Raw genomic sequence first — 22,073 nt, forward strand, 5'->3', positions numbered from 1 at the left:
GTTATTAAAGGGTGATTTTCCTTGACCATTTAAATAAGCCTCACCTTTAGCATTAAATTTGCTATCTTTTGAGGTAATTTTTCCATCTCCACTTAAAGTCCATTCTACACTTGCATTTGGTTTTCCGCCTTTAACAGTTACTTTGAAAGTTTCATCGCCTACAAGTTCAGTTTTATCACTTGAAATGCTTAATTTGTATTGATACAAATTAATATCATTCATAGTAAAAGTTTCTTTAGTATCCCCACTTTTAATATATTTAAATTGTGGTTTTATCTTTTCAGTATTAAAATCACTTATTTTGTGATAAGCAATTGTCGCTTCGCCTTTGTTATTTACTTGCACACTATCGCTTTTTGGTTTAATTACTCCATTTGCAATAGGTTCTATTGTGCTATCAGGTAAAAGTCCTTTTACTAAAATAGAATAATCTGTATCATAATCTATTGTATTGTTATGTTTGCCATAAAGAGTAGAATCAAATACTGGATATGTTATTACTGGACTAAAGGTTCTTAAATCATACACAATAGTTTTATTTGAATTTTTACCCACGCCTGAAGTAACAATTTTAATAGGGGTTTTAAATGGAGTTTTTGAAGTTAATAAAGCTTTAGCTTCTCCATTTTGATCAAAGCTTAGCTCTTGATTACTTAATGTTCCATCGCCAGTTAAATCCCATTCTACTTTTTCATTTGGCTTTCCACCCGTAACTTTAACTTCAGTTTTATCTAAAACTAAATCTTTTGTAGGTAAGCCATTTTCATAAGCGTCAAGCTTATCTTTTTGACTATTCATTTCTAAAGAATATTGATAAAGTTTGATATTATCTTTAACTTCAATTTTATTTGCAAGACTTTGATTATAAATAGCTGTAATTTCTAAATTTTTAACATTATAATCTTTGATTGCTTCAAATACTACTTTACTCTCGCCTTTTTCATTTGAAGTAGTTTCTTTGTTATTACTAATTCTAATTTTCTTACCACTATTGGTATCTTTTGCTATCCATTCTACTTTAGTATTGGGCATTAATCCCGTAAGTTTAACTTCAAACTCACTCACATAATCAATTGTTCCATTTTCAAATAAAGCATTTGTAACTGGGTGTTTATGTGTTGGTAAAATCATAGTGGCTTTATAATTTTTAACCTCTAATTCTTTGCTTTTTTCACTAACTAATTCATCATTAGTATTTTTAACAAAGATTTTAACTTTACCATTATTTTCTAAGCCTATGATTTTAACTTTACTTTCGCCTTTATTATCTGCAATAAGTTGTAATTCTTTAGCAGTAGAGCTTTTATTTTCATTTTCTAAGACAAATAAAGCTTTATCCTCGCCCTCTAATCTCCACTTTACATTAGTTTTATTTGGGCGTAAATTTTTATAAGTAGCAATTGCTATTTCTTTATTTCCTATAACTTCTTTATTAATACTTAAATCATTATCGTTATTACCAAATACCATAATTTGCACAGGTGCTTTAAACTCAACTCCATTAACACTAGCAATAACTTTAACTTCTTCTTTATCTTTCATCGTATCATCAGCTTTGTATTTGATAGTAGCATTACCATTGTTATCAGTTGTATCTGAAGTATTTGTTTTAATTAATTCGCCTTTGCCTATTAATCTCCAAACAACTTTTAAATTATTAGCTAAGTTTCCACCTGCTAAAGTGATAAGACTTTCTTCAAATCTTTCTATTTTTTCAGGATTTGCTTTAATTTTAAAATCAAGTTTTATAATTGAAATAGGAAATTTACCATTTGCTTCGCCAGCTACTGCATTTAAATCAGTTTTTGGAGTGCAAGAGTGAATAATTTGCACATAAACTTTTCCGCTATTATCTGTAGTGTAGTCAAAACCTTTTTCAAATACTACACAAGAATGAGTTGGTGTAACTCTCATAGGAGTATTTTTTACTACTTCATCAAAGCCATTTTTTAATAATATACAATGTTTATCATTACCCAAATCTCCACAATAAGAAATGTGATACTTATTTGGAGTTGCTCTATATTCAAGAACCATAGAATAATCTCTATCAATAAATTGAGTTCTAGTGCCTTCAATAGTATTACTAATTCCTGCTAGTTTTGGTTCAAATGCTAATTTCATAGCTTTTTCATCAAGTGGTATGTTAATATTTGCATTAATTGAAGTATTCTTTTTAGAACTCTCTGCACTTCTGCTATGACTTAAAGTAAAAGTTAATGCAGGGAATGGAGAATACGAAATTCCTCCTTCATATATTAATGGATTTTTTTCTAAATCATCTACGCTATTTGCTCCAAAAACGCCTACTTTATCGCCATACCATTGTCCCATTTTTGCAAAAACTGAAACATTAATAAGAGAAGGAAAAGAATATTTGATTTTTGCGTCCCAGCCATTTGCAGGGCGTTCTTGCACATAATCTTTTTCAAAATCATAGCTGTCTATCCAGTTACTCAATCTTTGATAAACATTTGCATTAAATACGAGTGTATCTACCATAGCTTCAGCACCTAAAGACATTCTTTTATGCCCTCTGCTAAAATCATGATCATAGACTGAGTTTAGTCCTAACATAATATTACCTGAATTATTTAAAGCTGTTGCATTTGGATAATATCTTATACCCCCACCAAAGTGTCCTATGGTTCTATCATTAGCAAATTCGCCTATACCACTTTGTAAAAAATAAGATATTTTTGGATTATCTTCACTTACAATAGGTAAAAGTGCTTTAGCATTACCACTAAAACCGCTTCTTTCATTGTAATTAAATGAAAAATCTGTATTAATAGAAGTATTTAATGAATCAATAAATTCTTTAACTAACTCATTTGCACTTGCATTTAAATAAGAACTTGCCATATTTTTTACAATTTCTTCTTTGCTCTTGCTATCTTCACTATCATAAATAGCACCAGCTGTTTGAATAACTTTCATTACTTTATTTGAAAATTCTTGATCTTCTTTGCTTAAATTATCATCTTTTTTACTATCATTTAAAGCTTTTTGTGTTTTTAAATTTTCATTATAATAATTTGCATTTGTAGGGTTTTCAAGATAAACAGTTTCAAAAGGTTTTTTAATAATTTTTTTATCTTTAAAATTAGTATGAGTGTGTTCTTTGATAACTTCTTTATCATCAAACTCAAGCCACTTAGCTGAAATATATTCTTCTTTATTTGCTAGTTTAGCCCATTTAGTGCCAGTTTCGTTAGTTATGACATTTTCAATATCTAATATTCTATTTTCTCTATAAATTTCTACTTGTTTGCTTTTAACATTTGGTTTTTCTCTTGAGATTATGCGATGAGCTTTTACTTTTGCTTTTCTTATAGTTTGTTCTTGAAAATTTGTATTATCTTCTTCGTTATTAATTTCTTTTAAATTATCATCAAGATTATTTTTTTCTTGAATTAGTTGTTCTTTTTTAGCAATTAATTCATTATTGTTTGAATTATTACTTAATTCTTTATCTATACTTCTGATTTCTTTGTTTATTTTTGCATATTTAGCATAGATTTCTTGCTCACTAAGTTCTTTGCTATCTTTTTCTTCTTTTATAATTTCACTAGCTTCATTAACTTGTGTTTCTTGTGATTGAATAGTGTTTGTGTTTTGGGTGCTTGAAGGTAAAATTTCATTATCAGTATTAGCTGATGAAATAATTTTTTTACTTAATATTTCAATCTCACTATCTACATTGTCAAAAATAATACTTGAATGTGTTTGATTTATTAAAGATGAACTTAATAAAAAAGACAACAAGATTTTTCTTAATATCCTTTTTTTTGGATATTTTGTTTTTAAAGATTTTTTATATAGTACTGATTTCATTTTACCCTCTTTAGTTCTTATTAAAATACTTCTTCTTCCGTATTATCTGTTTGAGCAAAATTTTCAACAGAATTATCTTCTTTAGTTGCTTGGTGATCTATATTTTGCTTTTCTTTTTGATGGACAAATTCAAAATTATCAACTATAACTTGAAAACCAGTTCTTTTATTTTGATTTTCATCTTCATAAACTGAAGTAAAAATCCTTCCTTTGCATAAGAATTTATCTCCTTTTTTTAAGTAATTTGCTAAAGCATTTACCCTATTTGTTCCAAAAACAACCAAAGGAATCCAATCTGTGTGTTTTATTTCCTCATTTGCTTTTTTAGTAATAGTCGTAATTGCTAAACTATTTTTTGCTAAAAGTTCTTTTTTTCCTTGAGATACTTCCCAATCTTTACCAAGAAAACCACATAATACTACTTCATTCATTTTTTCATCTCCTTATTTTAATTTTGGCTTATTTTTTTCATCAAAACACATAAACTTACAACCATTTTTATACTCACTACATCCCCACCAATAAGTCCCTTTTGTATTTTTTCTTCTTATTAAATAACCATTTTTACATTCAGGGCAACTATATTGTTTTTCTTTTGATAATTGTGAGAATTGATTCATACTCCCATTTTCTTTTATTTTCAAAATTTCACTATTAACCTCCTTTAATATATTTTGTAAGAAATCTTCTTTTTTTATTGTGCCTTGTTCAATCATTTTTTGTTGCTCAAACCATAAAGCAGTCATATCAGGATATTTAAGAGTTTCAGGTGCTAAAGATATTAAGAGTCTTCCTTTTTTAGTAGATTTAACAACTTGTTTTTTATCTTTACTTACCTCAATATATCCTTGCTCAATTAAATTTTTAATATGAGTTGATCTAGTAGCAGGTGTTCCAATACCTCCATTTTCACCTTTTTTGTCTTTATCTTTTTCAATTAATAATTTTTTTATTTTTTCATCTTTCACATATTTAGCAACACTATTTAAATCCTTTAATAAAGAATCCATCGTGTAATAAGGACGCGGTTTTGTTTGCTTTTTCTCTATTTCAATATCTTTAATTTTGCAAACACTATTATTTTCTATTAATGAAATGTCTAAATGATTATTAGTATCTTCATTGTCTTTTTCATCACTTTGCTTGAAAAATTTTCTAAAACCCTCGCTAATATTTTTGCTTTGAGAAATGCTAAATACACTCTTATCATAAGTTTGTATCTCAAGATTTGTAACTTCATATTCTCTTGGTTTAAAAAACTGAATCACAAATCTTTTTGCTATTAAAATATAGATATTCTTTTCTTCTTCTTTTAAAAGCCCACAATCAAAATTGTTTTGAGTTGGTATTATTCCATAGTGAGCGGAAATATTTTTATCATTAAAAGCTTTGCTTTTAATGCTTAAATCACTCTTTTCAAGCAATAAACTTAAATCACTATCATTATTTTTTATATTTGATTTAATAGAATTTAAAATATTTGGAGCTTGTTCAAACATTGTTTCAGGTAAGTATTGACAATCTGATCTATTGTAAGTTATGGCTTTATATTTTTCTCTTAAATTTTGAGTGATTTCTAATGTTTTATCAGGTGAATAACCATATAATTTAGCACACTCTGCTTGCAAAATTAAAAGACTATAAGGCAAAGGGGGATATTCTTTCTTTTTTTCTTTAAAAACACTAATTAATCCCGTTTTATTAATGTTGATTTCTTTTATTTGTTTAGCAATATTTTCATCGATAATCTTTTCTTCTGTTTTTAATCTTGCATTAAATACTTTTCCATTTGTTTCAAATTTTCCTAGCAATGAATAATAATCTATGCTTTTAAAATTTTCATATTCATTATCTCTTGCTGTTATAAGCCCTAAAATCGGAGTTTGAACTCTTCCTAAAGTAAGAACTTCTCTAAAACCACTTTTTTGCTGTGCTACACTTGTATAAGCTCTTGTAAGATTAATACCTACAATCCAATCAGCTTGACTTCTTGCAAATCCTCTTTCACTCATTCCTTTAAATTGAGAATTCGGCTTCATTTTAGAAATTTCAGCTTTAACTGCTTTTGGAGTTAAATCATTAATTAAAACTCTAAAAACAGGTTTTTTTGTTTTTGAATACTGAATAATTTCATCAATAAGAATTTGACCCTCATCATCTGCATCACCGCAATGAACAATACTATCTACTTGATCATTTTTAATCAATTTGCAGATAATTTCTAATTGTTTTTTGCTATTATTTATAGGAATATATTTAAATTCTTTAATGTCCAAAGGCAAATCATTTAAATTCCACAACTTCCATTTTTCATTATAAAATTCAGGTGTTGCTAATCTCAATATATGACCAAAAGCCCAAGTAATTAAATTATCGCCTTTTTGAATATAACCTTCAAATTTCTTAACATTACCATCTAAGCCTTCTGCAATTGCTCTACCAAGTTCAGGTTTTTCCGCTATAAACAATCTCATCTTTTACCTTTTATCTTTATTTGTTTTACACCCTTGTAATAAGGGTGTAAAATTTATCTTTCGATATCTTTTTCTTTGCTTGGAGCTTGAGTTTCTTGCTCTATTGTTTGTTCTTTAGAAAAACCATCTTGTTGTTTTGCTTTTTGCTCTTTCATTTCGGCTTCATTTTTTATCTCAAAACCAGTGCTTCTAACAATAGCTAGATAGCCATCACCTTTTTCAAGTTTAATCTTTTCTAGCTCTTCTTTAATTTCTTTATTAGTAAGCTTAATGTTTGTGTCAAGATAAAAACTTTTGCTACCATCTTGGTTTTGAAATTCGCTAATTCCAATTCCTTCAACTAAAGCTTTTCCAGCTTCTCTTTTATCGTTGATTGTGTAGTAAAATCTGTCAGTTTCTTCATTCCAGTTATTATTAATAAAGATATGGTTATCTCTATTACTTCTTTCTTGCGGATCTGTTGGTAATAAAACAATGTTGAAATTTTCTTTATCTCTTCTTACAAAGTAATTTTTCCATTCATTATTTACTTTAAAAGAAGCTGTTACAGCTCCCTTATCCATTCCAACAACTTTTCCAGCCTCTTCTATCACATCAACTAAAGCAGTAGCAACTTGTCTTTGCTTAATTTCACCTGTTTGAGTGTCTTTATAGTTTAATGCGTTATTTACATCAACCATAAGTCTTGGATGATTTCCATTTGATAATCTTACGAATGCCATTTTTTCTCCTTAATAAAAATTTTTATGTTTTGTTTTTTGGTTTTTGGTTTGGGAATTTAAAAAAAATATATATAATTACATGTTCATTCACCTCCTTGTAGTGTGATATGAATGCCATTCTCATCTTTATTAAGAATGGTTTTGTTTTTTGGGAAGCTCAAAGTTAAGCTTTTGTCTTTATTTTCTTTTATAATGATAGAGCTTAACTTTTGGGCGTTTTGGGTTATTTTTTTATAATCTTCGTATTTTAAGTATACGATGAAAGAAAAAACTCCAAAAGAAAACCCAAATAAAACAAAAAACATCAATGAAACAATCATAGTTTGTTTGATATTTTTAGTTAGCTTCGAAAAAATTTTAGAAAAATCTAAAATTGCATTTTTTTCTTTTTCTAAAAACACTTTTAAAGTTTGATCATATGTTTGTAAGCTATCACTTAATCTAGCTTCGGTTTTTGACCTAAAATCCTTTAAATCATCATTACTTACTTTTAAAGCACTATTTAATGATTCAAGAAATGTATTATCAAAATTAACTAAAGAATTATCAAGTGCAGTTTTTAGTTCCATTGCTTTTTGACTAAATTCTTCTATTTCTAATTTTGAAAAAGATGAGTTCAAACTATCAAGTTCTGTTTTAATCAAAAGCGTTTTATTGATTATTTCCAATTCTTCTTGACTTGGGGGATTTTTAAAATACGAAATTAGAGAATCAATATTCATTTTAAGTTTATAAAAATTTTGCTCTAAATCTTTAAAAATTCCTTCTTTGGTATTCTCATCAAGAACATTATTTAAGCCTATATTGATAGTATTATTAATGATTTCTAAGATTTTTATCTGCTCATCAATAATTTCTTGATAGTTGCAAATTTTTACTTCATCAAGTAAAGAATTATTCATATCTTCTTGATCTATTTCATCAAGTAAGCTTTGATTTTCTTCAGTCATTTTTTATCCAACATTTTTTATTAATAAAAATCTTTTTATAAAAAACCCATTTCCACTTAAAACCTACTCTCTCGCGATGTTTCTCTCTTAAATTATCAGGAAGTAAGTTATATTCTTGTTCAGAAATTTCTTTTAATTCATAACCTCTTTTCCAACTGACATCCTCTATAAAATTTTTAGAGCATATATACTCAAAACCTTGATAATCAGTATAAGAACTAGATTGCAATAGGTAACAAGATTGCGATAATTGTGGATTTATTCTATATCCATAATGCTCTATTTCTTCACATGATCCATCATCACATACTCTTTCCACCCATAAAAGTTTTTTTTCTACTCTTTTATTAAGTTCTTCCAAAGAACATTCACCATCTAAATGAGCTAAGATATCATTCTTATATTTAAGCATTTCAGTATCACTATTATCCACAGGACATAAATTTAAAAAATCTTTTCTCGCTTGTATGGTTTTCCAAGGCTTTTTAAACTTAATTGCAAAATATCTTGCAATCGCTGCACTACATTCAGGTGGTTTAATAGGCGAAGCTAAACAAAGCATAGCTTCACAAGCATATCTAGTATCCCCACTTAAATAATCCAATTTTATAGCTTTTAAATTTGAGAACATAAACATAGCTAAAATTATTGATATCAATTTTATTTTCATTTTTTATTCTCCTTTTTTTTAATTTTTTTGGCTTCTTGTATCATTTTCTTTTCTACAATTTCATCTTGATTAATGGTTTTAATCACGGTTGGTTTAATCTCATTATTATCAAATAAAGAATTACTCATTTATCTCTCCATCTTTTGCATGAAAAAAAAGCATATTGATGGTATTTTTATCTCCCTTAATAATGCTTATAGGCTGTAAGATCATTTCTGCTTCAACACCATTTTTTTTAAAATACTCTTCATATTCTTGAATGATATTTTTTTCGCCTATTAAGATAATTCTTTTTGCATTATGAGCCAAAAGAAAAGTTTTTACTATTTGCTCATTAGTGAGCAAGCCTTCTTTATTTTTTGCAAGCTCTATTTGATAAATCCAGTCCATATTGCTTAACTTTGAATCTTTAGGAACAAATCTATATTTTTCCTCCAATAAAGAATTATTCAAGGTTAGCTTTGAACCGCCTTCAAGCTTTTTAGGTTTTGGTGCAGAACTTGCACATCCTATAAAAATTACACTTGCTAATAAAAGCAAACTAAGCGTTTTTTTCATTATTTTCTCCTGTTGTTGGTATTTGTATGCGACACTCTCCTCTTTGAAAAGCTCCTTTTAAGATATGTTCTTTAGGTATGCCTTTAATTTTTGCCAAAGTTGGAGAGACTTGTTTAAACTTATCAATAAAATATGGATCGTTATAATAAAAAGCTTTTTTGCATAAAATAGGCTTTCCATTATCTATAGTAATAAGCTCATCTTCAAAAGACATTTCTCGAAGTTCTTGTGGAAGCATTAATGCCCTACTTGCTTCACTATAACTTGTAGATCCACCACTTGCCCCTACACTTCTTGATCTTGTTTTAAATGTAGTATTACCAAGTATTCTACTAATCTCCTCTGCATCTTCTTGCTCTCTTGGGGTATAAAAAATTTGACAAGCATGGTTAGTCAAAAGAGTTTTTGCTCCATCATCCCCATATCCATCAGGAGCAGGTGCTTTAAGTTGAGATTTTGATTGATAAATCATCAAAGAACGCATTAAATAACCTGCCATAAAACTTACTGCTGAAAGGTATATAGGAATTTTTCTAGGTGCTGTAAATTCATCCATAAGCATTAAACAAGTATATTTAATTTGTGGATTTTGTTCAGGAAGTTCTTTTGTATTCAAAAGAATTAACTGCGACCAAAAAATATTCAATATAAATTTTGCATTAGTTAATTGATCAGGGGTTATGCCTATATAAATAGTCATTTTCTTTTTGCGTAAATCTCTCAAATCAAAATCACTAGTTTGAGTAGAAAGTTTTAATACTTCTGCTTCAAAAGGAGTTAAAGGCTCGTTAAAAGAAGACATAACTCCTGATTTTGTATTATCACTTGAAATACTAAAATAAGTTTCTAACCTTCTTTTTGTGATATCTGAAAGCAGATCATCACAATTTGATAAGTACTTATAAGTATTATCAAATCCATTTATTTTTTTACCCTCATATTCAAAAGTAAAACCTTTTGAAAGTTGTAATATTCCAAAAAAACTAAATTCTGTTTTTAAGTTAAATGTTTCTAAAAAAAGTTTCCCATCTTCTTTTAAATTTAAATCTTTCCACAAATAACAAAGTCCTATAAATAGGTTTTGTGCAAGACCATTAAAGAATTGAGTTGTAGAATCCCCTTCTTTTGGATAAATGATATTTGCTAAATCCATTAACTGACTATCACAATTATCACTATCACTCATATCAATATAAGTTAAAGGGTTGTAACGATGAGTTCTTTTTGAAAATGGATTAAAAAGAAAAACATCTTGACCCAAAACTTCTTTTCTATATTTACTTGTAAAATCAAAACATTCTTGTTTTATATCCTGAACAACAGCACTCTCTTTCCAGTCCATTAAATTTGGTATTACAATACCAACCCCTTTACCACTTCTTGTTGGAGCTCCCAAAGCCACAAACTGAGGACCTTTAAATCTTAAAAATTTTCCCTTATATTTTCCGATGATTATTCCATTGTCTGAAAATAATTTCATTTTTTTAATTTCTGCTAAATTTGCAAATCTTGCCTCGCCAAATTGAGTTTTTTTGCTTTTAGCTATTAATGCTAAAAGCATTAAAACAATAACACTAAAACCAAACATACCAAAGAAAGAAATATAAGCTTTTGGGTAAGCATTTATTAATGCCTCAAAAGTGAATTTAAGATTGTAAAATCCAAGAATTCTTTTTAAGCTTACATCATTAAGATAAAACATCACAAAAGGACTTAAAAAATAAGCTATTAATAGTGAAAAAATACTTATAAAAACAAGCATTACAATCTTATCTTTCATTTTCCACTCCTTTTATTTTTGTAGAAAAGCTTTCTAATTTTTGTTTAAAATAATTAGAATTTTTTTCTTGTTTTAAAGATTTTTCTTCATAATAAGCTTTAACTTTTGGATTTTTAAATTCCATTCTCTTATTAAGATTTCTATCAGAATAAAAAGTTATAATAATTTCATCAGAGGGGGATAGTGGCGGAATGAGACCCTCCCCTTTGATCTTATCAGTAGCAACCCTAAAACGAACACCTTCTTTATTTTCCCATTCATATACTTTACCATCTTTGTTTTGATCTTCAAGGAATGGTTCTTTAAAGACTTTCAAATATTCTCTTATAGAGTTACCAAGATTTAAAAGCTCTTCAATCTTTATTTCTCCTTCGCTTTCTTTTGCTAAATGTAATTTGATATGTTCAGCACCTCTTCCTTTGTCTCTTTTTGTGTTATGCCAACCCTTAACATAATGGACAACATAATCAATGATTGCCTCTTCAATAATCTCTAATTCTGTATTAATTGGAGTTGAGTTTTTATCGTTAAAACTCACATTATAAATTCCTCTTTTTTCTTTATTTGCCATTTTTCATCTCTTTAAAATATATTTGACTAATATGTCTTTTTCCATTATGAGCTCTAATATGGACAACTACATCAATAAGATTTTTAAGCATATCTTGTATTTTTTCAAAAGGTATTTTTTGACCTTGAGTATTTTGTAAAGTCATCAAAGCCAAACGCTCGAATGTTTCAGAAGTGCTTCCTGCATGGCAACTTGTAATGCTACCACCATGCCCACTAGAAAGAACATTGATAAAATCATAAGTTTCAGCACCTCTAAGCTCTGCCAATAAGATTCTATCAGGCTTCATTCTAAGACACGATTTTAAAAGAGTTGCAGAATTTAAAAAATCTTCATTTTTAGCTTCACTAGGATAAAAAAGCTGTACAAAATTTTTATGCTCATAAAATTTTATTTCTTCAACATCTTCTATAGTTATAATTCTTTGTTCTTTGGGAATAAAATCAATTAAAGTTTTCATAAAAGTTGTTTTACCGCTTCCTGTACCTCCTGCTATAATGATATTTTTTTCATACTCTACTGCTTTACAAATAAAATCTTTAAAATTTTTAGCCTCATAAAGCTTTTTCAACTCCTCATCCAAAGGATTTGTTATAAAATGATCAGTTTTTATTTCTTCAAAAAGACCACTTTTAACATGATCTTGTATTAAAAATCTTTTCTCACTTGGTTTTCTAATTGTAATTGAAATATGCTCTTTTTTAGTCGCTGGCGGAATTACTACCTGAACCCTTTCACCTCCATGTAATATACAAGAAAGGATAGGGCGTGATTCATCTATCTTATCTTCTTTAAAAGAAGCTAAAGAAGTAGCAAACGATTTAGAAGCTTCATAATCTAATTTACTTGTTTCTTCTTGCCATTTTCCATCATTAGTTTGTATGAAAATATTTTTTTTGCCGTTGTAGCATATTTCAGTTACGCTGGAATTAGCCAAATGTTTTCCAAAAAAATCATTAGCTAATTTTTCTAGGGTTCTTGAATTACTCATTAAAAGCCCTTTCTTTTTAATTGATAAACCTTAGAAAAATCAATATCTTTATTAACATATACACCTACTAAATCACCGTGATTTTTGTAAAGAGTTGGTTGGATATTAATCATTTTTTCTAAAGCAGTATTAGCTATTTCACGAGAAGTTTCTCTTGAATTTTCCGTATAATCAACGCTATTTTCTTTTTTATTAATAACTTGATTAGCTAAAATATTTAAAGAATCATCAATTATTGATAATAAAATAGCTGAACCAAAGCGTTTCATATAATGATGATCTACCCATCCTTGTATTCCACTTGCTCCAAGCTCATCAGTTGCACCTGAATAAACTGGTATAATAATATTATTAGGCGTTCTTATTTCTTGCCAAATAACAAAAAGCCTATCCATACCATCATTTAATTGTCCTGAACTAAAACTTCCTGTAATGGTGCTTCCTTTTTCAATTAAAAGAACATTGCCATTTGAAGAATAAACATCATTTGAAACAATACAAGCAATACCCCCTTTAATAGTGCTAACTAAACGAGTTTTTAAAGAACAACCTATATAAGTTCCTTTGGATAATAATAAATTTGGATCAAACTGACTAACACTAGCACTAGTTGGGGTAAAAACATCGCCGATAAAATCATTTGATCCATTAGATAATAAAGCATTATCTCCTTGCATAGGTTTAGAATTAAAAATATTATTTGAGCTTTCTTGTGTATTGTTTTCTTGTGCATTAAAAGCCCCGCCATCACTACTACTTACCACAACTAACCCTGCACCTTTTACTATTCTTGGTTGTAAAGGTTTTGAGATAAGCTCGAAAGGATTTTCTTTTGGAGTTACTTCAACGGATTTTTCCTGTTCTCTTTCTTTCAATACTTCTTCAAAACTCTTTGTTTCTTCTTTAACAGGTTCTTCTTTTTGAGGTAAAATAAAATCTTTTAATTTCACACTACTAGCAATGTCTTTATTAACTTCTTTTGCTTGTGTATTTGCAGTATCATCACTACTACCAATAAAAGATTTTGCAAAGATATATGCAAAAATCAATAATATAAATACACAAGCAATAAAGAATACATAGATTTGAATTTTTTTAACATTAACGCTTTGTGCTTGCAACTCACTTTGTAAATCCATATCTTTTAATTCTTGTTTTTCTTGATTACTCATTGCTCATTTCCTAATAAAGATTGTTCTAGTAAAAGTGTTTTACTTGGATCGTTTATTACTCTTTGTATATTTTCATTAGAGGTTTCTCTAGTTTTATCTAAAGGATTTTTTCCATAGCCATTATTAAAAATTCCAACAACCTTATCTCCACTTCTTAGTAGAATTTGTTTTGCAATTTTTTGAACTACTAAAACATCATATTTTCCATCTTTTTTAATGTGAGTATTTAAGATCATTTCTTTGCCGTTTTCATATAAAAATACACTCGGAAATGTTTTTGTGTTATCAAAACCTAAGTAAGTAAAAACACCATCATCATAAGCATAATTTGGTGCTATATCTTCACTTCCTTTATTCGCTTTCATTAAAAAATCCCAGTTTCTAGGAACTATATTTTTATCAAGCTCTTCTCTTACAATTTTCTTTTCTAGCTCTTTTTTTATTTTATTCTCTTGCTTTAAGATTTTATCAGCGTGGCTAAAAGACAATTTATAAGTTGCTTGCTTGCTATCATTAGTTAGCAATAAATCAAAAATATAAGTTTTTAAATTAGTGGTAACAATTAAATTTGTTTTCCAGTCTTTTGGATTTGGATCAACAATCATCTCTTTTTGCTGACCTTGATTATAAGGATCATTTTCTACAAAAAGTCTAGTTTTATAAGCTTTTGGTTTAATAAATAAAAGATTTTTTTTCTCTATTAAATCCCAACCTTCAGAAAATCCTGTAGCGGTATTTATAATGAATTCATCATCGCTAAATTCAATCATACTTACAAAACCATTTCTAGCTACCATTTTAAAAACATCTTTAGAGTTATACTCAGCATGTGCTACGCGTTGATCGTATTCTGATTTTTGCGGTTCATTTAATGCAAAAACAGGTAAAGCCAAAAATGAAAAAGAAAGGGCTAGGCTAATATTTTTTATCATCTTATTTCCTCATCAACTCTATAGTTAGTAACCTTAAAGCCAAGAGGGTTTAAAATTCTATTTTCTTCACTTGTTTTTGCTAGTAAAAAATCATACGCTAAGGTTATAACTTTGGTTGATTGCTGTGTGCTTTTTGTTACAGAATCTTTTTTAGTAATTAATGCTCTTATAGTAGAGGTTTTTACTCCATTGCTATTTCCAAGAACAATACTTAAAATCTTAACGCTTACTTCAACATTATCTTTATAAATTTGATCTAAAGCATTATCACCAGCATAGATAGCTCTATACTCATTTGCAACATTTTCATCACTCATTAATTGAGTAAGAACATAATCTTGATTTAAAAACTTATAATAATAACCTTCTCTAGCTTTTATATATTGAGAGATAAAGTATTTGTCTAAAGCTTCAATAGAGCTAATTTGCTCTTCTTGTAAGCTAGTAATAATATCCACCATACCAGTAGTATTATCTACTTTAATCACATAAGGTTCAGTAGTTTTTAATGGTGTTAAGAAAATTACAGCAATTACAGCAATAATTGATATTGCCATACTTATAAATGCAACTAACCAAGCTCTTTGATTTGATTTTTCAATCAAATATCTTACACTTGCTTCAAAATTCAAAGCATTAGAATTAATTTCATTTTGGTTTTTCAATTTTATGTTTAAAAGAAGTTAGTATAATTATCCTAAGGCTGATTAACCAAAGGGTAACGGCCTTTGATTAATCAAATCTTGCCTTAGAAAGAAGGTGAGAACCTTGAATAATCATATTCTAGTAATTATTATACTACTATGTATAATAATAGTCAAGGCTTATTAGCTTTGATTTCCCCTTTTTTAAAGGGGATACTAGAAACCCTTTGGCTTTATACTAACTTTCTTTATCTCCTTTCTTTAAAATTTGTTTTTTTTAAATTAATTTGGTTTTAAATTACCTGTAAAACCCATAGCTAAACCTCTAAAACCATCTATTTTACGGACTTGGAATGTAAGCTCAAAATTGAGCTTACATTGGAAATACCCTATTTCTCGCAATTCATTTAAAATATCTCTAATAGATTTTAAAACACTACTCATTTTTCAAGCTCCTTATTTTTACTTGCTATATGATTGAAATTTTTTAGTTTTTCTTGAAAATATGCTTTGCTTTTGTTTTCTTGTGATATAATTTTTTTGGTAGTTGCTGAATGTGCATTAGCACCAGATAATTTTTGATTATTACCGCCCAGCTCGGCAGGTCTCGAGGTGTGAAGGGAGTGGACGGCTTCACCAGTAACTACTTGTTCTTTTTTGGCTAATCTTTTAAAATTTCTATTTGATGATATATTAGCGTGGAAAATTGTATTAGTTCCATCATCATTTCTAATACCAATATCACCAATTTTTTGCTTTGTATCTTGTAAATGTTTGACTGCTATAAAGTCTTTTTCATTTTTAGGTCTAGGATTTTTAATGATTAGTTCAGGCTCTTTAACGACTTCTTTAATTGTCTTTGCAACTTCTTGCATATCCTTAAACATTTCAGGATGATTTGCATATAGTTTTTTTAAATCAGCAATCGCTTCTTTATCGCCTAAAAGTTCTGCTAGTTTTTCGCAAAGTTCAAATATTTCTAAATCTTTAGCATTGTTAATCACTATGGTGTTTAAAAGAAGTTAGTATAATTAAAAAGGGTGGAATGCCAAAGGGTGCCACCTTTGACATTCAATTTACCGCCCAGAAGGGAGGTGAGTCGAATGACTAAAATTATCCTAGTAATTATATTAGTTATGCTTTGCTTTGTCAAGGCATACTAATCTCCCTGCAATTATAGCAGGGTTTAGGATAATCCCTTTGGCTTTATACTAACTTTCTTTATCTCCTTTCTTTAAAATTTGTTTTCTAAAACTTCAGTTTCAATTATTTGCACATCTTTTTCTTTGAAAAAAAGATTTTGTTTTAAAACTTTTACAAAAACATCTCCTTGCTCCGTATGGTAAGTGATAGAATAATCAAACTCGCCAGCTTCAACCATCTTATCTTCATGATAAGAATTAGAATCATTTACAGCCTTTTTTAAAATCACATAAGACATACTCGGATAATTTAAAATAATTCTCTTTTTCTTTTTAATGTTTTCAAAGCTTTTAATGGAAGTTTCTTTTTCTTCTTTCTTTTCAAACACAGGAACAATTTCCATTTTTAAAAACTTTTCTTGATCTTTAATATCATTTACAGCAACCCAACCACTTTTATCATCAAACAAATAGTTATAATTAGTATTGTTTTTAATAGAACAAGCACTAAAAAAGATTGCACAAAATGCAAATAAAATTACCTTATGCTTCATTTCTCATCCTTTGTAATATGCTCTTTCCTAAAGACATAGCATTAGCACCTGCAACAGAAGCACCTGATTTCATAGTAGAATAAGCACCTTCTGCCATTTTAGAGCCTCCTTTTTGAGCATGCCCAAATAAATTTCCAAGAGTTTTTCCAGCAACAGAACTTATAGGATTACTTACCCTTGAAAACACACTTTGCATAGCAGAATCTAAAGCAACGCTTCCTACTTTTTCAGCAAAAACCTTTGCTACAAAAACCATAGCAACTAATAAAACAGAGGAAAAAATCATTCTCACGCCTATAAAAAAAGCGTCTGCATCTGCATTCATATACTGATCTTGAGCATATCTAGCAAAACGATATATTTCTTTTGCAAAAACCTTAAAAAATAAACTCATAAAAAGAACTAATAAGGTATTAGAAATAAGCAATGCAAGCCATTGAGTAAAAACATTTTTAGTGCTTTTATATAAAAGACAATAAAACATTAAAGGTGCAGCAATCACTAATATAGTTTGAGTAAAGGCAGTAGCATTTATTACCACTAAAGCAGGTAGCACAGCTATACCAAAACCTGTATAAATCATAACTATACTAAATGCAGCAACTATAATGCTAAATCCACCAGCCTTAGCCCATATACTATCAGCTAAATTTCTAACTTCATTAAAAATAATATCAATTTGCTTATACATACTAAGGCTTCCACCAGCCCACTCATGAAAGCCATCCATAGCATTAATGACTAAAGTAAGCCATCCGCCGATATTTAAAGCAAAAGTGATGATCATAGCCTTAGCAGCTAAATCCCACATCACTTCTTTAGTAGGACTTTGAGAACGACCAAATAAGATTTCATAACCCTTATACATAATAGTAATAACAAGGGTGATAGAAAAAAGCACAGCAAGTTGAGTCATTTTTTCACTCAGTGCTGCATTTCTTACTACTTCTAAAATCGCATGAGTAGCATTACCAAGCTCTGTAAAGAAATCACTTTGCATGGTAAGCCTTAAAAGAAAATACAAGATTAAACATTATTGTGTTTTAAGAAGTTTAAGAAGACTAAGGTATAATACCCCGAAGGGTTAGCCGTAGGCTGCAACCCTATGGCTAAATTTAACCCTAGAAAGTAGGTGATTAAATTGAGTTATAACAAACTTATAATTGTAATTATACTCCTTTGTATAGTTACAGTCAAGGCTTATTAGCCTTGCCCCTATTTTTAGGGGTATAAGTTTACCCTACGGCCTTTCTTAAACTTTCTTTATCTCCTTTCTTTAAAATTTATTTTTATTTAAATTAATTTGGTTTTAAAATTAAGTTTTTGTAAAACTTGTGTTTTTCCGTTTTTAAATTTTTCTACTATTTCATATTCTATTAGTTCTATAAATTTAGAATTTTGTTTTTGTTCTATTTCCTTTATAGCGTTTGCTATCTTTTCCTTATAAGGTGTATCAGGAAGATCATAATGTTTTAGTTGTTTTATTTTTTCTATTTCTTTATTTTTAATGATTTGTTCCATTTGATTAAAAGCATTGATAAAAGCAATTTTAAATTGTAAAGCTTTTTTACCAGTAAAACCCATAGCTAAAAGTGTGAATGCATCACGAGTTAGATTATACATAGGCATTTTTCTATTAACAAGCTTACCATTCTTTGGATTCGTTGTTTTCGATATTCGCACGACCTGCTCAAAATTGAGGAGTTCGTTAGAAACCCCTATTTCTCGCAATTCATTTAAAATATTTTCAATATCTCTTAAAACATTTTTATGTTGCTTCCCAAACACTTTAGCTATATCTAAACTTGTGCAAAAAATTTGCTCATCTTTGTTTTCAAAGATGACATCTATATTGTTAATATTAATAACACTACTCATTTTTCACTCCTATTTAGTCAAACAAAGCATCAGCTTCTTTATCATATTTTTTTCTAAGCTCCACATCACTCAAAGGCTCTTTCCCCATTGATTCTGCAAACAGCTGTGCTGCTTGATCTTGTCTTATTCTTCTTTGATTTTCATAATGCATATTAGAAATTTCAAGATTAGTTTTAATGATTTCTAGTTTGGTTTTTTCTACATTAATCGCATTGTTAATGTCATTAGTTTCTTTGATATCTTTTGATTCTATAAGTCTTTGGTGTAGTTTTTCTAAAGACTTTGCTACGGTATTAACTTGGATAGAAGCTTGATTATAATGCTCCACTTGAGCTGCATAAGTAATCATATCCATTCTACATATTCTTTTTCGCTCTTCACTCAAATAACTAGCATTGCAACGATCAAAAAGAGTGAATTTTCTAAATGTTTCTTTGCTTTTATCGCTTAAAAAGCCTTGTGGATCTTGCAATACATCATCATAAAAAGATTGTATGTTTTGTCCAGCTTGTGCAAAATCTAAATAAATTTGTTTTGTGTCTCTCATAAAAGACACTGAATCTCTTGCACCTGTTTTAGACATAAGTTCATTTTGATAAGCTTGAATTTGTTGTTGATAGTGTTTAACCGTATCTTCCCATCTTGTAGCTTGTTTAGTCCACTCTGCAATTTCTTTTGCATTTTGGGTTGCAATTTGTGAATTTGCAGTCGCATCAACTACAGGAATACCAGCACTAAAAGCTAAATTTGCAATACATAATGATGAAATTATGGAAAATAAAAATTTATTTTGTTTTTGGATATAATTATTTTTGGGGTTTGCCACAGGGCGGCAACCCTGTGGCTTAATCTTAACTCCAGAAAGGAGATATTTTAAGATGAAGTTCACACGCTTTATCTTAGTAGCAATTATACTACTTTTTATTTTTAAATTTTTACAGAAAACTTTAATATCATCAAACATCACTTCTTTACTCCTTATCTGATTAAAACTACTTTTAATTTTTTGTGTTATAATTTTTTTAACGATACTCATTTAAGACTCCTTACATGTATTTATCGTTAGAAAAAAATTGTGTAACTGTGTTGAAATACCCGATTGCTTTTTTAAGTAGTCGGGTTTTTTTTTGCCTTATTTTGGCGGTAGGGGTGTGGAAGGGAATTTCAACACATAAAGGAAAAACAATGGAACTTTTAATAAGCACCATTGTGTCAGTTGCTTGCACTATGGCAATTTTCTTTAAAGAAGAGATAAAACTCTTTTTTAAACGAACATAGTCCAACAACACACAATTTTTTTCATGGGGAGAACGAAAGTTCTCTCTGCTTTTACTTAAACTTAATCTCATTGTTCTTCCTTATAAAATGTTTTGAGTTCATTGATTTTTTCTTCCAAAGTTTTGTTTTCTTGATTAAAGATATTTTCTATTTTTTCTATATAGCTTGTGCCTGTAGATAAAATTTTTAGGTTTTCTTTGCCTAAAGATGAAAGATCCAAAGAACAAACAACTGCTTCATCTTGTCTTTTAACAAGGAATTGTCGTTTATGTGGGGCAAAGTTTTTAACTATTAAAAATTCATCTTTACTAAGACCTAGTCTTAAATACTCATCTTCTTTTGCTAAAGGGTTTGGTAAAAATATTTTTGTAGCAGATTGCTCAACTAGAGTATTTGCTATCTTTAGTTTTAAAAAGTCCTCTATACTTTGTGTAGCAAGTCTTAAAAAGCCATTTTGTTTTCTTATGGTTTTAAACTTGTTTTTTACTTCTTCTGCCACAATATCATTTTCTAACCACTTCCAAGCTTCATCAATATCTATACAAAGTCTTCTTCCATCTGCTAAATTCATAACACGCCAAAGAATAAAATAAGAGATTAATGCTGAAACATCTTTTTCATCTAAAAATTCAGTTCCATCAATACCAAATAAATTAATATCATCAGGAAAATCTAGGTTGTCATATTCATTATCAAACACCCAGCCAAATTGTTTTCCTTTTTGGAATAAAGACAATCTACTTTTTAAAGAGTTATTGTCATTAAAATCATCTGTAATATTTTCAAGAAGTAAAGAAATAGGATATTTTCTTTCAGAAATTTCAAATTGAAACATTAGAGTATTTACAGCTTCATTGATTTGTTTTTCTTCTTTTGTATTAAGAATTTCGCCATTGCGTGTTACACATAGTTTTATTAGTTGTTTTAAAAATCTTAAATTTTCTTCATTAGTTTCAACCATAAAAGGATTAAACCCAGTAGGCTTACCATTTTTAATAGAAATATATCTACCGCCAGCACAAAGAATATTGCCTAAAGCACCTTTATCTTTATCTAAAAATACAGCTGTAAATTTCTTTTTATCTTCAGGTATGTTTGCAGGGAAACTATCTTTATTAGCATACTTTATCATTTGATTAATGATAAAATTCATAAACACGGTTTTACCACCACCACTTTGACCTAAAATCAAAGTATTAGCTAAATTCAAATCACCAAATTCATCTTTGTTTTTTCCATCGCTTTTGTGGAAATTTAAAAAATATGGTTGTTTATTTGGTGTTTTTAAAATAGTTACAGCATCACCCCAGCAATTTTTTTCTTTTTTACCCATTAAGAAATTATGTAATGCAACCAAAGATGAAAAATTTAAAGATGAAATCATATGAACTCTTGGGCGTATTGCAAAATTACTTGGAAATTGTGAAAAATAAGAAGCAGGTAGTGCAATATTTGCTAATGTTGAAGTAAAGCCTAAACTATTTAATGAAGTTATTACTTTATTAGTATTTTTCTTGCATTCATCAATGCTATCACCAAAAACACAAATACTAAAATGATAATTTCCAAAACTTATAACATTACTAATTAAATTATCTAATGCTAAATTTAATTGCTCTATCTGACTTACGCCATCATCTTCACTTGAAATTAGTTGATTGATTTGTTTATTTAATGCTGATTTTGAATCATATTTTGATAAAGGAACAAAAGTTTGAGTGATAGTATAATCTACATCAAGATACATTAAAGAATCTAAAATACCTGAAAAAGTTTCATTAGAATAATCTTTAATTTCAATAATTCTAGCAAATCTTTTTGTATCATCATTGTAGTTTAGCTGAATCATATCGTGATTAAATTGAATATTTTTTAAAGTTCCTGTTAGATATTGATATATCGGAGTATCACAAACTACAA

General features: G+C 28.6%; 22 protein-coding genes. All 22 read right to left on the reverse strand.

The annotated features are described in order from the left end of the window. The coding region (locus L8W55_RS06855) for an inverse autotransporter beta domain-containing protein (RefSeq protein WP_263677970.1) at window positions 1–3,837 on the reverse strand (3,837 nt) is incomplete at its 3' end. 20 nt (window positions 3,838–3,857) lie between these two features. Next, the gene (locus L8W55_RS06860; protein ID WP_257911284.1) at window positions 3,858–4,268 is read right to left on the reverse strand and encodes a single-stranded DNA-binding protein; all 411 of its coding nucleotides are present in this window, start codon (window positions 4,266–4,268) and stop codon (window positions 3,858–3,860) included. 12 nt (window positions 4,269–4,280) lie between these two features. After that, window positions 4,281–6,311 (reverse strand): DNA topoisomerase 3, encoded by a 2,031-nt coding sequence (locus L8W55_RS06865; protein ID WP_263677971.1) that lies wholly within the window; start codon window positions 6,309–6,311, stop codon window positions 4,281–4,283. Window positions 6,312–6,364: 53 nt separating this feature from the next. Then, a complete protein-coding gene (locus L8W55_RS06870) occupies window positions 6,365–7,033 on the reverse strand; it encodes a hypothetical protein (RefSeq protein ID WP_263659903.1) in 669 nt (222 codons plus the stop codon). 83 nt (window positions 7,034–7,116) lie between these two features. Then, entirely contained in the window at window positions 7,117–7,983 is an 867-nt protein-coding gene (locus L8W55_RS06875; protein ID WP_263677972.1) for a hypothetical protein, read from the reverse strand. After that, on the reverse strand, window positions 7,976–8,653 hold the full coding sequence (locus L8W55_RS06880) for a TrbM/KikA/MpfK family conjugal transfer protein (protein ID WP_012662272.1): 678 nt from the start codon (window positions 8,651–8,653) through the stop codon (window positions 7,976–7,978). The genes L8W55_RS06875 and L8W55_RS06880 overlap by 8 nt, the downstream gene beginning before the upstream one ends. Beyond that, on the reverse strand, window positions 8,650–8,781 hold the full coding sequence (locus L8W55_RS06885) for a hypothetical protein (RefSeq protein ID WP_256378939.1): 132 nt from the start codon (window positions 8,779–8,781) through the stop codon (window positions 8,650–8,652). Before L8W55_RS06885 ends, L8W55_RS06880 begins: the two co-directional genes overlap by 4 nt. Next, window positions 8,774–9,211: a cag pathogenicity island Cag12 family protein gene (locus L8W55_RS06890; RefSeq protein WP_263677974.1), complete on the reverse strand. Its 438-nt coding sequence runs from the start codon at window positions 9,209–9,211 to the stop codon at window positions 8,774–8,776. Before L8W55_RS06890 ends, L8W55_RS06885 begins: the two co-directional genes overlap by 8 nt. Continuing rightward, window positions 9,195–10,991 carry a conjugal transfer protein TraG/VirD4 gene (locus L8W55_RS06895; protein ID WP_044599627.1) on the reverse strand — a complete coding sequence of 599 codons (1,797 nt, stop codon included), beginning with the start codon at window positions 10,989–10,991 and terminating at the stop codon, window positions 9,195–9,197. The genes L8W55_RS06890 and L8W55_RS06895 overlap by 17 nt, the downstream gene beginning before the upstream one ends. Next, entirely contained in the window at window positions 10,981–11,562 is a 582-nt protein-coding gene (locus L8W55_RS06900) for a hypothetical protein (RefSeq protein WP_173777041.1), read from the reverse strand. The genes L8W55_RS06895 and L8W55_RS06900 overlap by 11 nt, the downstream gene beginning before the upstream one ends. Further along, window positions 11,552–12,553: a P-type DNA transfer ATPase VirB11 gene (gene virB11, locus L8W55_RS06905; RefSeq protein ID WP_012662268.1), complete on the reverse strand. Its 1,002-nt coding sequence runs from the start codon at window positions 12,551–12,553 to the stop codon at window positions 11,552–11,554. The genes L8W55_RS06900 and virB11 overlap by 11 nt, the downstream gene beginning before the upstream one ends. Beyond that, the gene (virB10, locus tag L8W55_RS06910; RefSeq protein ID WP_263677975.1) at window positions 12,553–13,725 is read right to left on the reverse strand and encodes a type IV secretion system protein VirB10; all 1,173 of its coding nucleotides are present in this window, start codon (window positions 13,723–13,725) and stop codon (window positions 12,553–12,555) included. Before virB10 ends, virB11 begins: the two co-directional genes overlap by 1 nt. Continuing rightward, entirely contained in the window at window positions 13,722–14,657 is a 936-nt protein-coding gene (virB9, locus tag L8W55_RS06915) for a P-type conjugative transfer protein VirB9 (RefSeq protein WP_263673441.1), read from the reverse strand. Before virB9 ends, virB10 begins: the two co-directional genes overlap by 4 nt. Next, entirely contained in the window at window positions 14,654–15,322 is a 669-nt protein-coding gene (locus L8W55_RS06920) for a virB8 family protein (RefSeq protein WP_084083595.1), read from the reverse strand. Before L8W55_RS06920 ends, virB9 begins: the two co-directional genes overlap by 4 nt. 261 nt (window positions 15,323–15,583) lie before the next feature. Then, window positions 15,584–15,745 carry a Rha family transcriptional regulator gene (locus L8W55_RS06925; protein WP_263659909.1) on the reverse strand — a complete coding sequence of 54 codons (162 nt, stop codon included), beginning with the start codon at window positions 15,743–15,745 and terminating at the stop codon, window positions 15,584–15,586. Next, complete coding sequence (locus L8W55_RS06930; protein ID WP_250325000.1) at window positions 15,742–16,305, reverse strand: hypothetical protein; 564 nt, start codon at window positions 16,303–16,305, stop codon at window positions 15,742–15,744. Before L8W55_RS06930 ends, L8W55_RS06925 begins: the two co-directional genes overlap by 4 nt. 230 nt (window positions 16,306–16,535) lie before the next feature. After that, window positions 16,536–16,997 (reverse strand): hypothetical protein, encoded by a 462-nt coding sequence (locus L8W55_RS06935; protein WP_012662264.1) that lies wholly within the window; start codon window positions 16,995–16,997, stop codon window positions 16,536–16,538. Then, window positions 16,987–17,997, reverse strand: coding sequence for a type IV secretion system protein (locus tag L8W55_RS06940; RefSeq protein WP_263677976.1), 1,011 nt, complete (start codon window positions 17,995–17,997; stop codon window positions 16,987–16,989). Before L8W55_RS06940 ends, L8W55_RS06935 begins: the two co-directional genes overlap by 11 nt. A 293-nt stretch (window positions 17,998–18,290) precedes the next feature. Continuing rightward, the gene (locus L8W55_RS06945; RefSeq protein ID WP_263677977.1) at window positions 18,291–18,875 is read right to left on the reverse strand and encodes a Rha family transcriptional regulator; all 585 of its coding nucleotides are present in this window, start codon (window positions 18,873–18,875) and stop codon (window positions 18,291–18,293) included. Window positions 18,876–18,888: 13 nt separating this feature from the next. After that, window positions 18,889–19,911, reverse strand: coding sequence for a type IV secretion system protein (locus tag L8W55_RS06950; protein ID WP_263677979.1), 1,023 nt, complete (start codon window positions 19,909–19,911; stop codon window positions 18,889–18,891). A gap of 10 nt (window positions 19,912–19,921) precedes the next feature. Continuing rightward, window positions 19,922–20,224, reverse strand: a complete 303-nt coding sequence (locus L8W55_RS06955) for a hypothetical protein (RefSeq protein WP_240390134.1) — start codon at window positions 20,222–20,224, stop codon at window positions 19,922–19,924. Further along, a partial coding sequence (locus tag L8W55_RS06960; protein WP_263677981.1) for a type IV secretion system protein VirB4 occupies window positions 20,221–22,073 on the reverse strand: 1,853 nt, incomplete at its 5' end. The genes L8W55_RS06955 and L8W55_RS06960, both read right to left, overlap by 4 nt.

It is taken from the genome of Campylobacter sp. FU_520 (genome assembly GCF_025772385.1).
In the GTDB taxonomy this organism is placed as follows: Bacteria; Campylobacterota; Campylobacteria; order Campylobacterales; family Campylobacteraceae; genus Campylobacter_D; species Campylobacter_D lari_C.

What these genes read in the sequence shown, in the direction of transcription:
- L8W55_RS06875 (WP_263677972.1), bottom strand. Translation starts at nt 7,983, where the DNA reads ATGACTGAAGAAAATCAAAGCTTACTTGATGAAATAGATCAAGAAGAT.
- L8W55_RS06945 (WP_263677977.1), bottom strand. Translation starts at nt 18,875, where the DNA reads ATGAGTAGTGTTATTAATATTAACAATATAGATGTCATCTTTGAAAAC.
- L8W55_RS06925 (WP_263659909.1), bottom strand. Translation starts at nt 15,745, where the DNA reads ATGAGTAGTGTTTTAAAATCTATTAGAGATATTTTAAATGAATTGCGA.
- virB9 (WP_263673441.1), bottom strand. Translation starts at nt 14,657, where the DNA reads ATGATAAAAAATATTAGCCTAGCCCTTTCTTTTTCATTTTTGGCTTTA.
- L8W55_RS06880 (WP_012662272.1), bottom strand. Translation starts at nt 8,653, where the DNA reads ATGAAAATAAAATTGATATCAATAATTTTAGCTATGTTTATGTTCTCA.
- L8W55_RS06955 (WP_240390134.1), bottom strand. Translation starts at nt 20,224, where the DNA reads ATGAGATTAAGTTTAAGTAAAAGCAGAGAGAACTTTCGTTCTCCCCAT.
- virB11 (WP_012662268.1), bottom strand. Translation starts at nt 12,553, where the DNA reads ATGAGTAATTCAAGAACCCTAGAAAAATTAGCTAATGATTTTTTTGGA.
- L8W55_RS06950 (WP_263677979.1), bottom strand. Translation starts at nt 19,911, where the DNA reads ATGAGTATCGTTAAAAAAATTATAACACAAAAAATTAAAAGTAGTTTT.
- L8W55_RS06870 (WP_263659903.1), bottom strand. Translation starts at nt 7,033, where the DNA reads ATGGCATTCGTAAGATTATCAAATGGAAATCATCCAAGACTTATGGTT.
- L8W55_RS06885 (WP_256378939.1), bottom strand. Translation starts at nt 8,781, where the DNA reads ATGAGTAATTCTTTATTTGATAATAATGAGATTAAACCAACCGTGATT.
- L8W55_RS06940 (WP_263677976.1), bottom strand. Translation starts at nt 17,997, where the DNA reads ATGCAAAGTGATTTCTTTACAGAGCTTGGTAATGCTACTCATGCGATT.
- L8W55_RS06890 (WP_263677974.1), bottom strand. Translation starts at nt 9,211, where the DNA reads ATGAAAAAAACGCTTAGTTTGCTTTTATTAGCAAGTGTAATTTTTATA.
- L8W55_RS06935 (WP_012662264.1), bottom strand. Translation starts at nt 16,997, where the DNA reads ATGAAGCATAAGGTAATTTTATTTGCATTTTGTGCAATCTTTTTTAGT.
- virB10 (WP_263677975.1), bottom strand. Translation starts at nt 13,725, where the DNA reads ATGAGTAATCAAGAAAAACAAGAATTAAAAGATATGGATTTACAAAGT.
- L8W55_RS06860 (WP_257911284.1), bottom strand. Translation starts at nt 4,268, where the DNA reads ATGAATGAAGTAGTATTATGTGGTTTTCTTGGTAAAGATTGGGAAGTA.
- L8W55_RS06900 (WP_173777041.1), bottom strand. Translation starts at nt 11,562, where the DNA reads ATGGCAAATAAAGAAAAAAGAGGAATTTATAATGTGAGTTTTAACGAT.
- L8W55_RS06865 (WP_263677971.1), bottom strand. Translation starts at nt 6,311, where the DNA reads ATGAGATTGTTTATAGCGGAAAAACCTGAACTTGGTAGAGCAATTGCA.
- L8W55_RS06895 (WP_044599627.1), bottom strand. Translation starts at nt 10,991, where the DNA reads ATGAAAGATAAGATTGTAATGCTTGTTTTTATAAGTATTTTTTCACTA.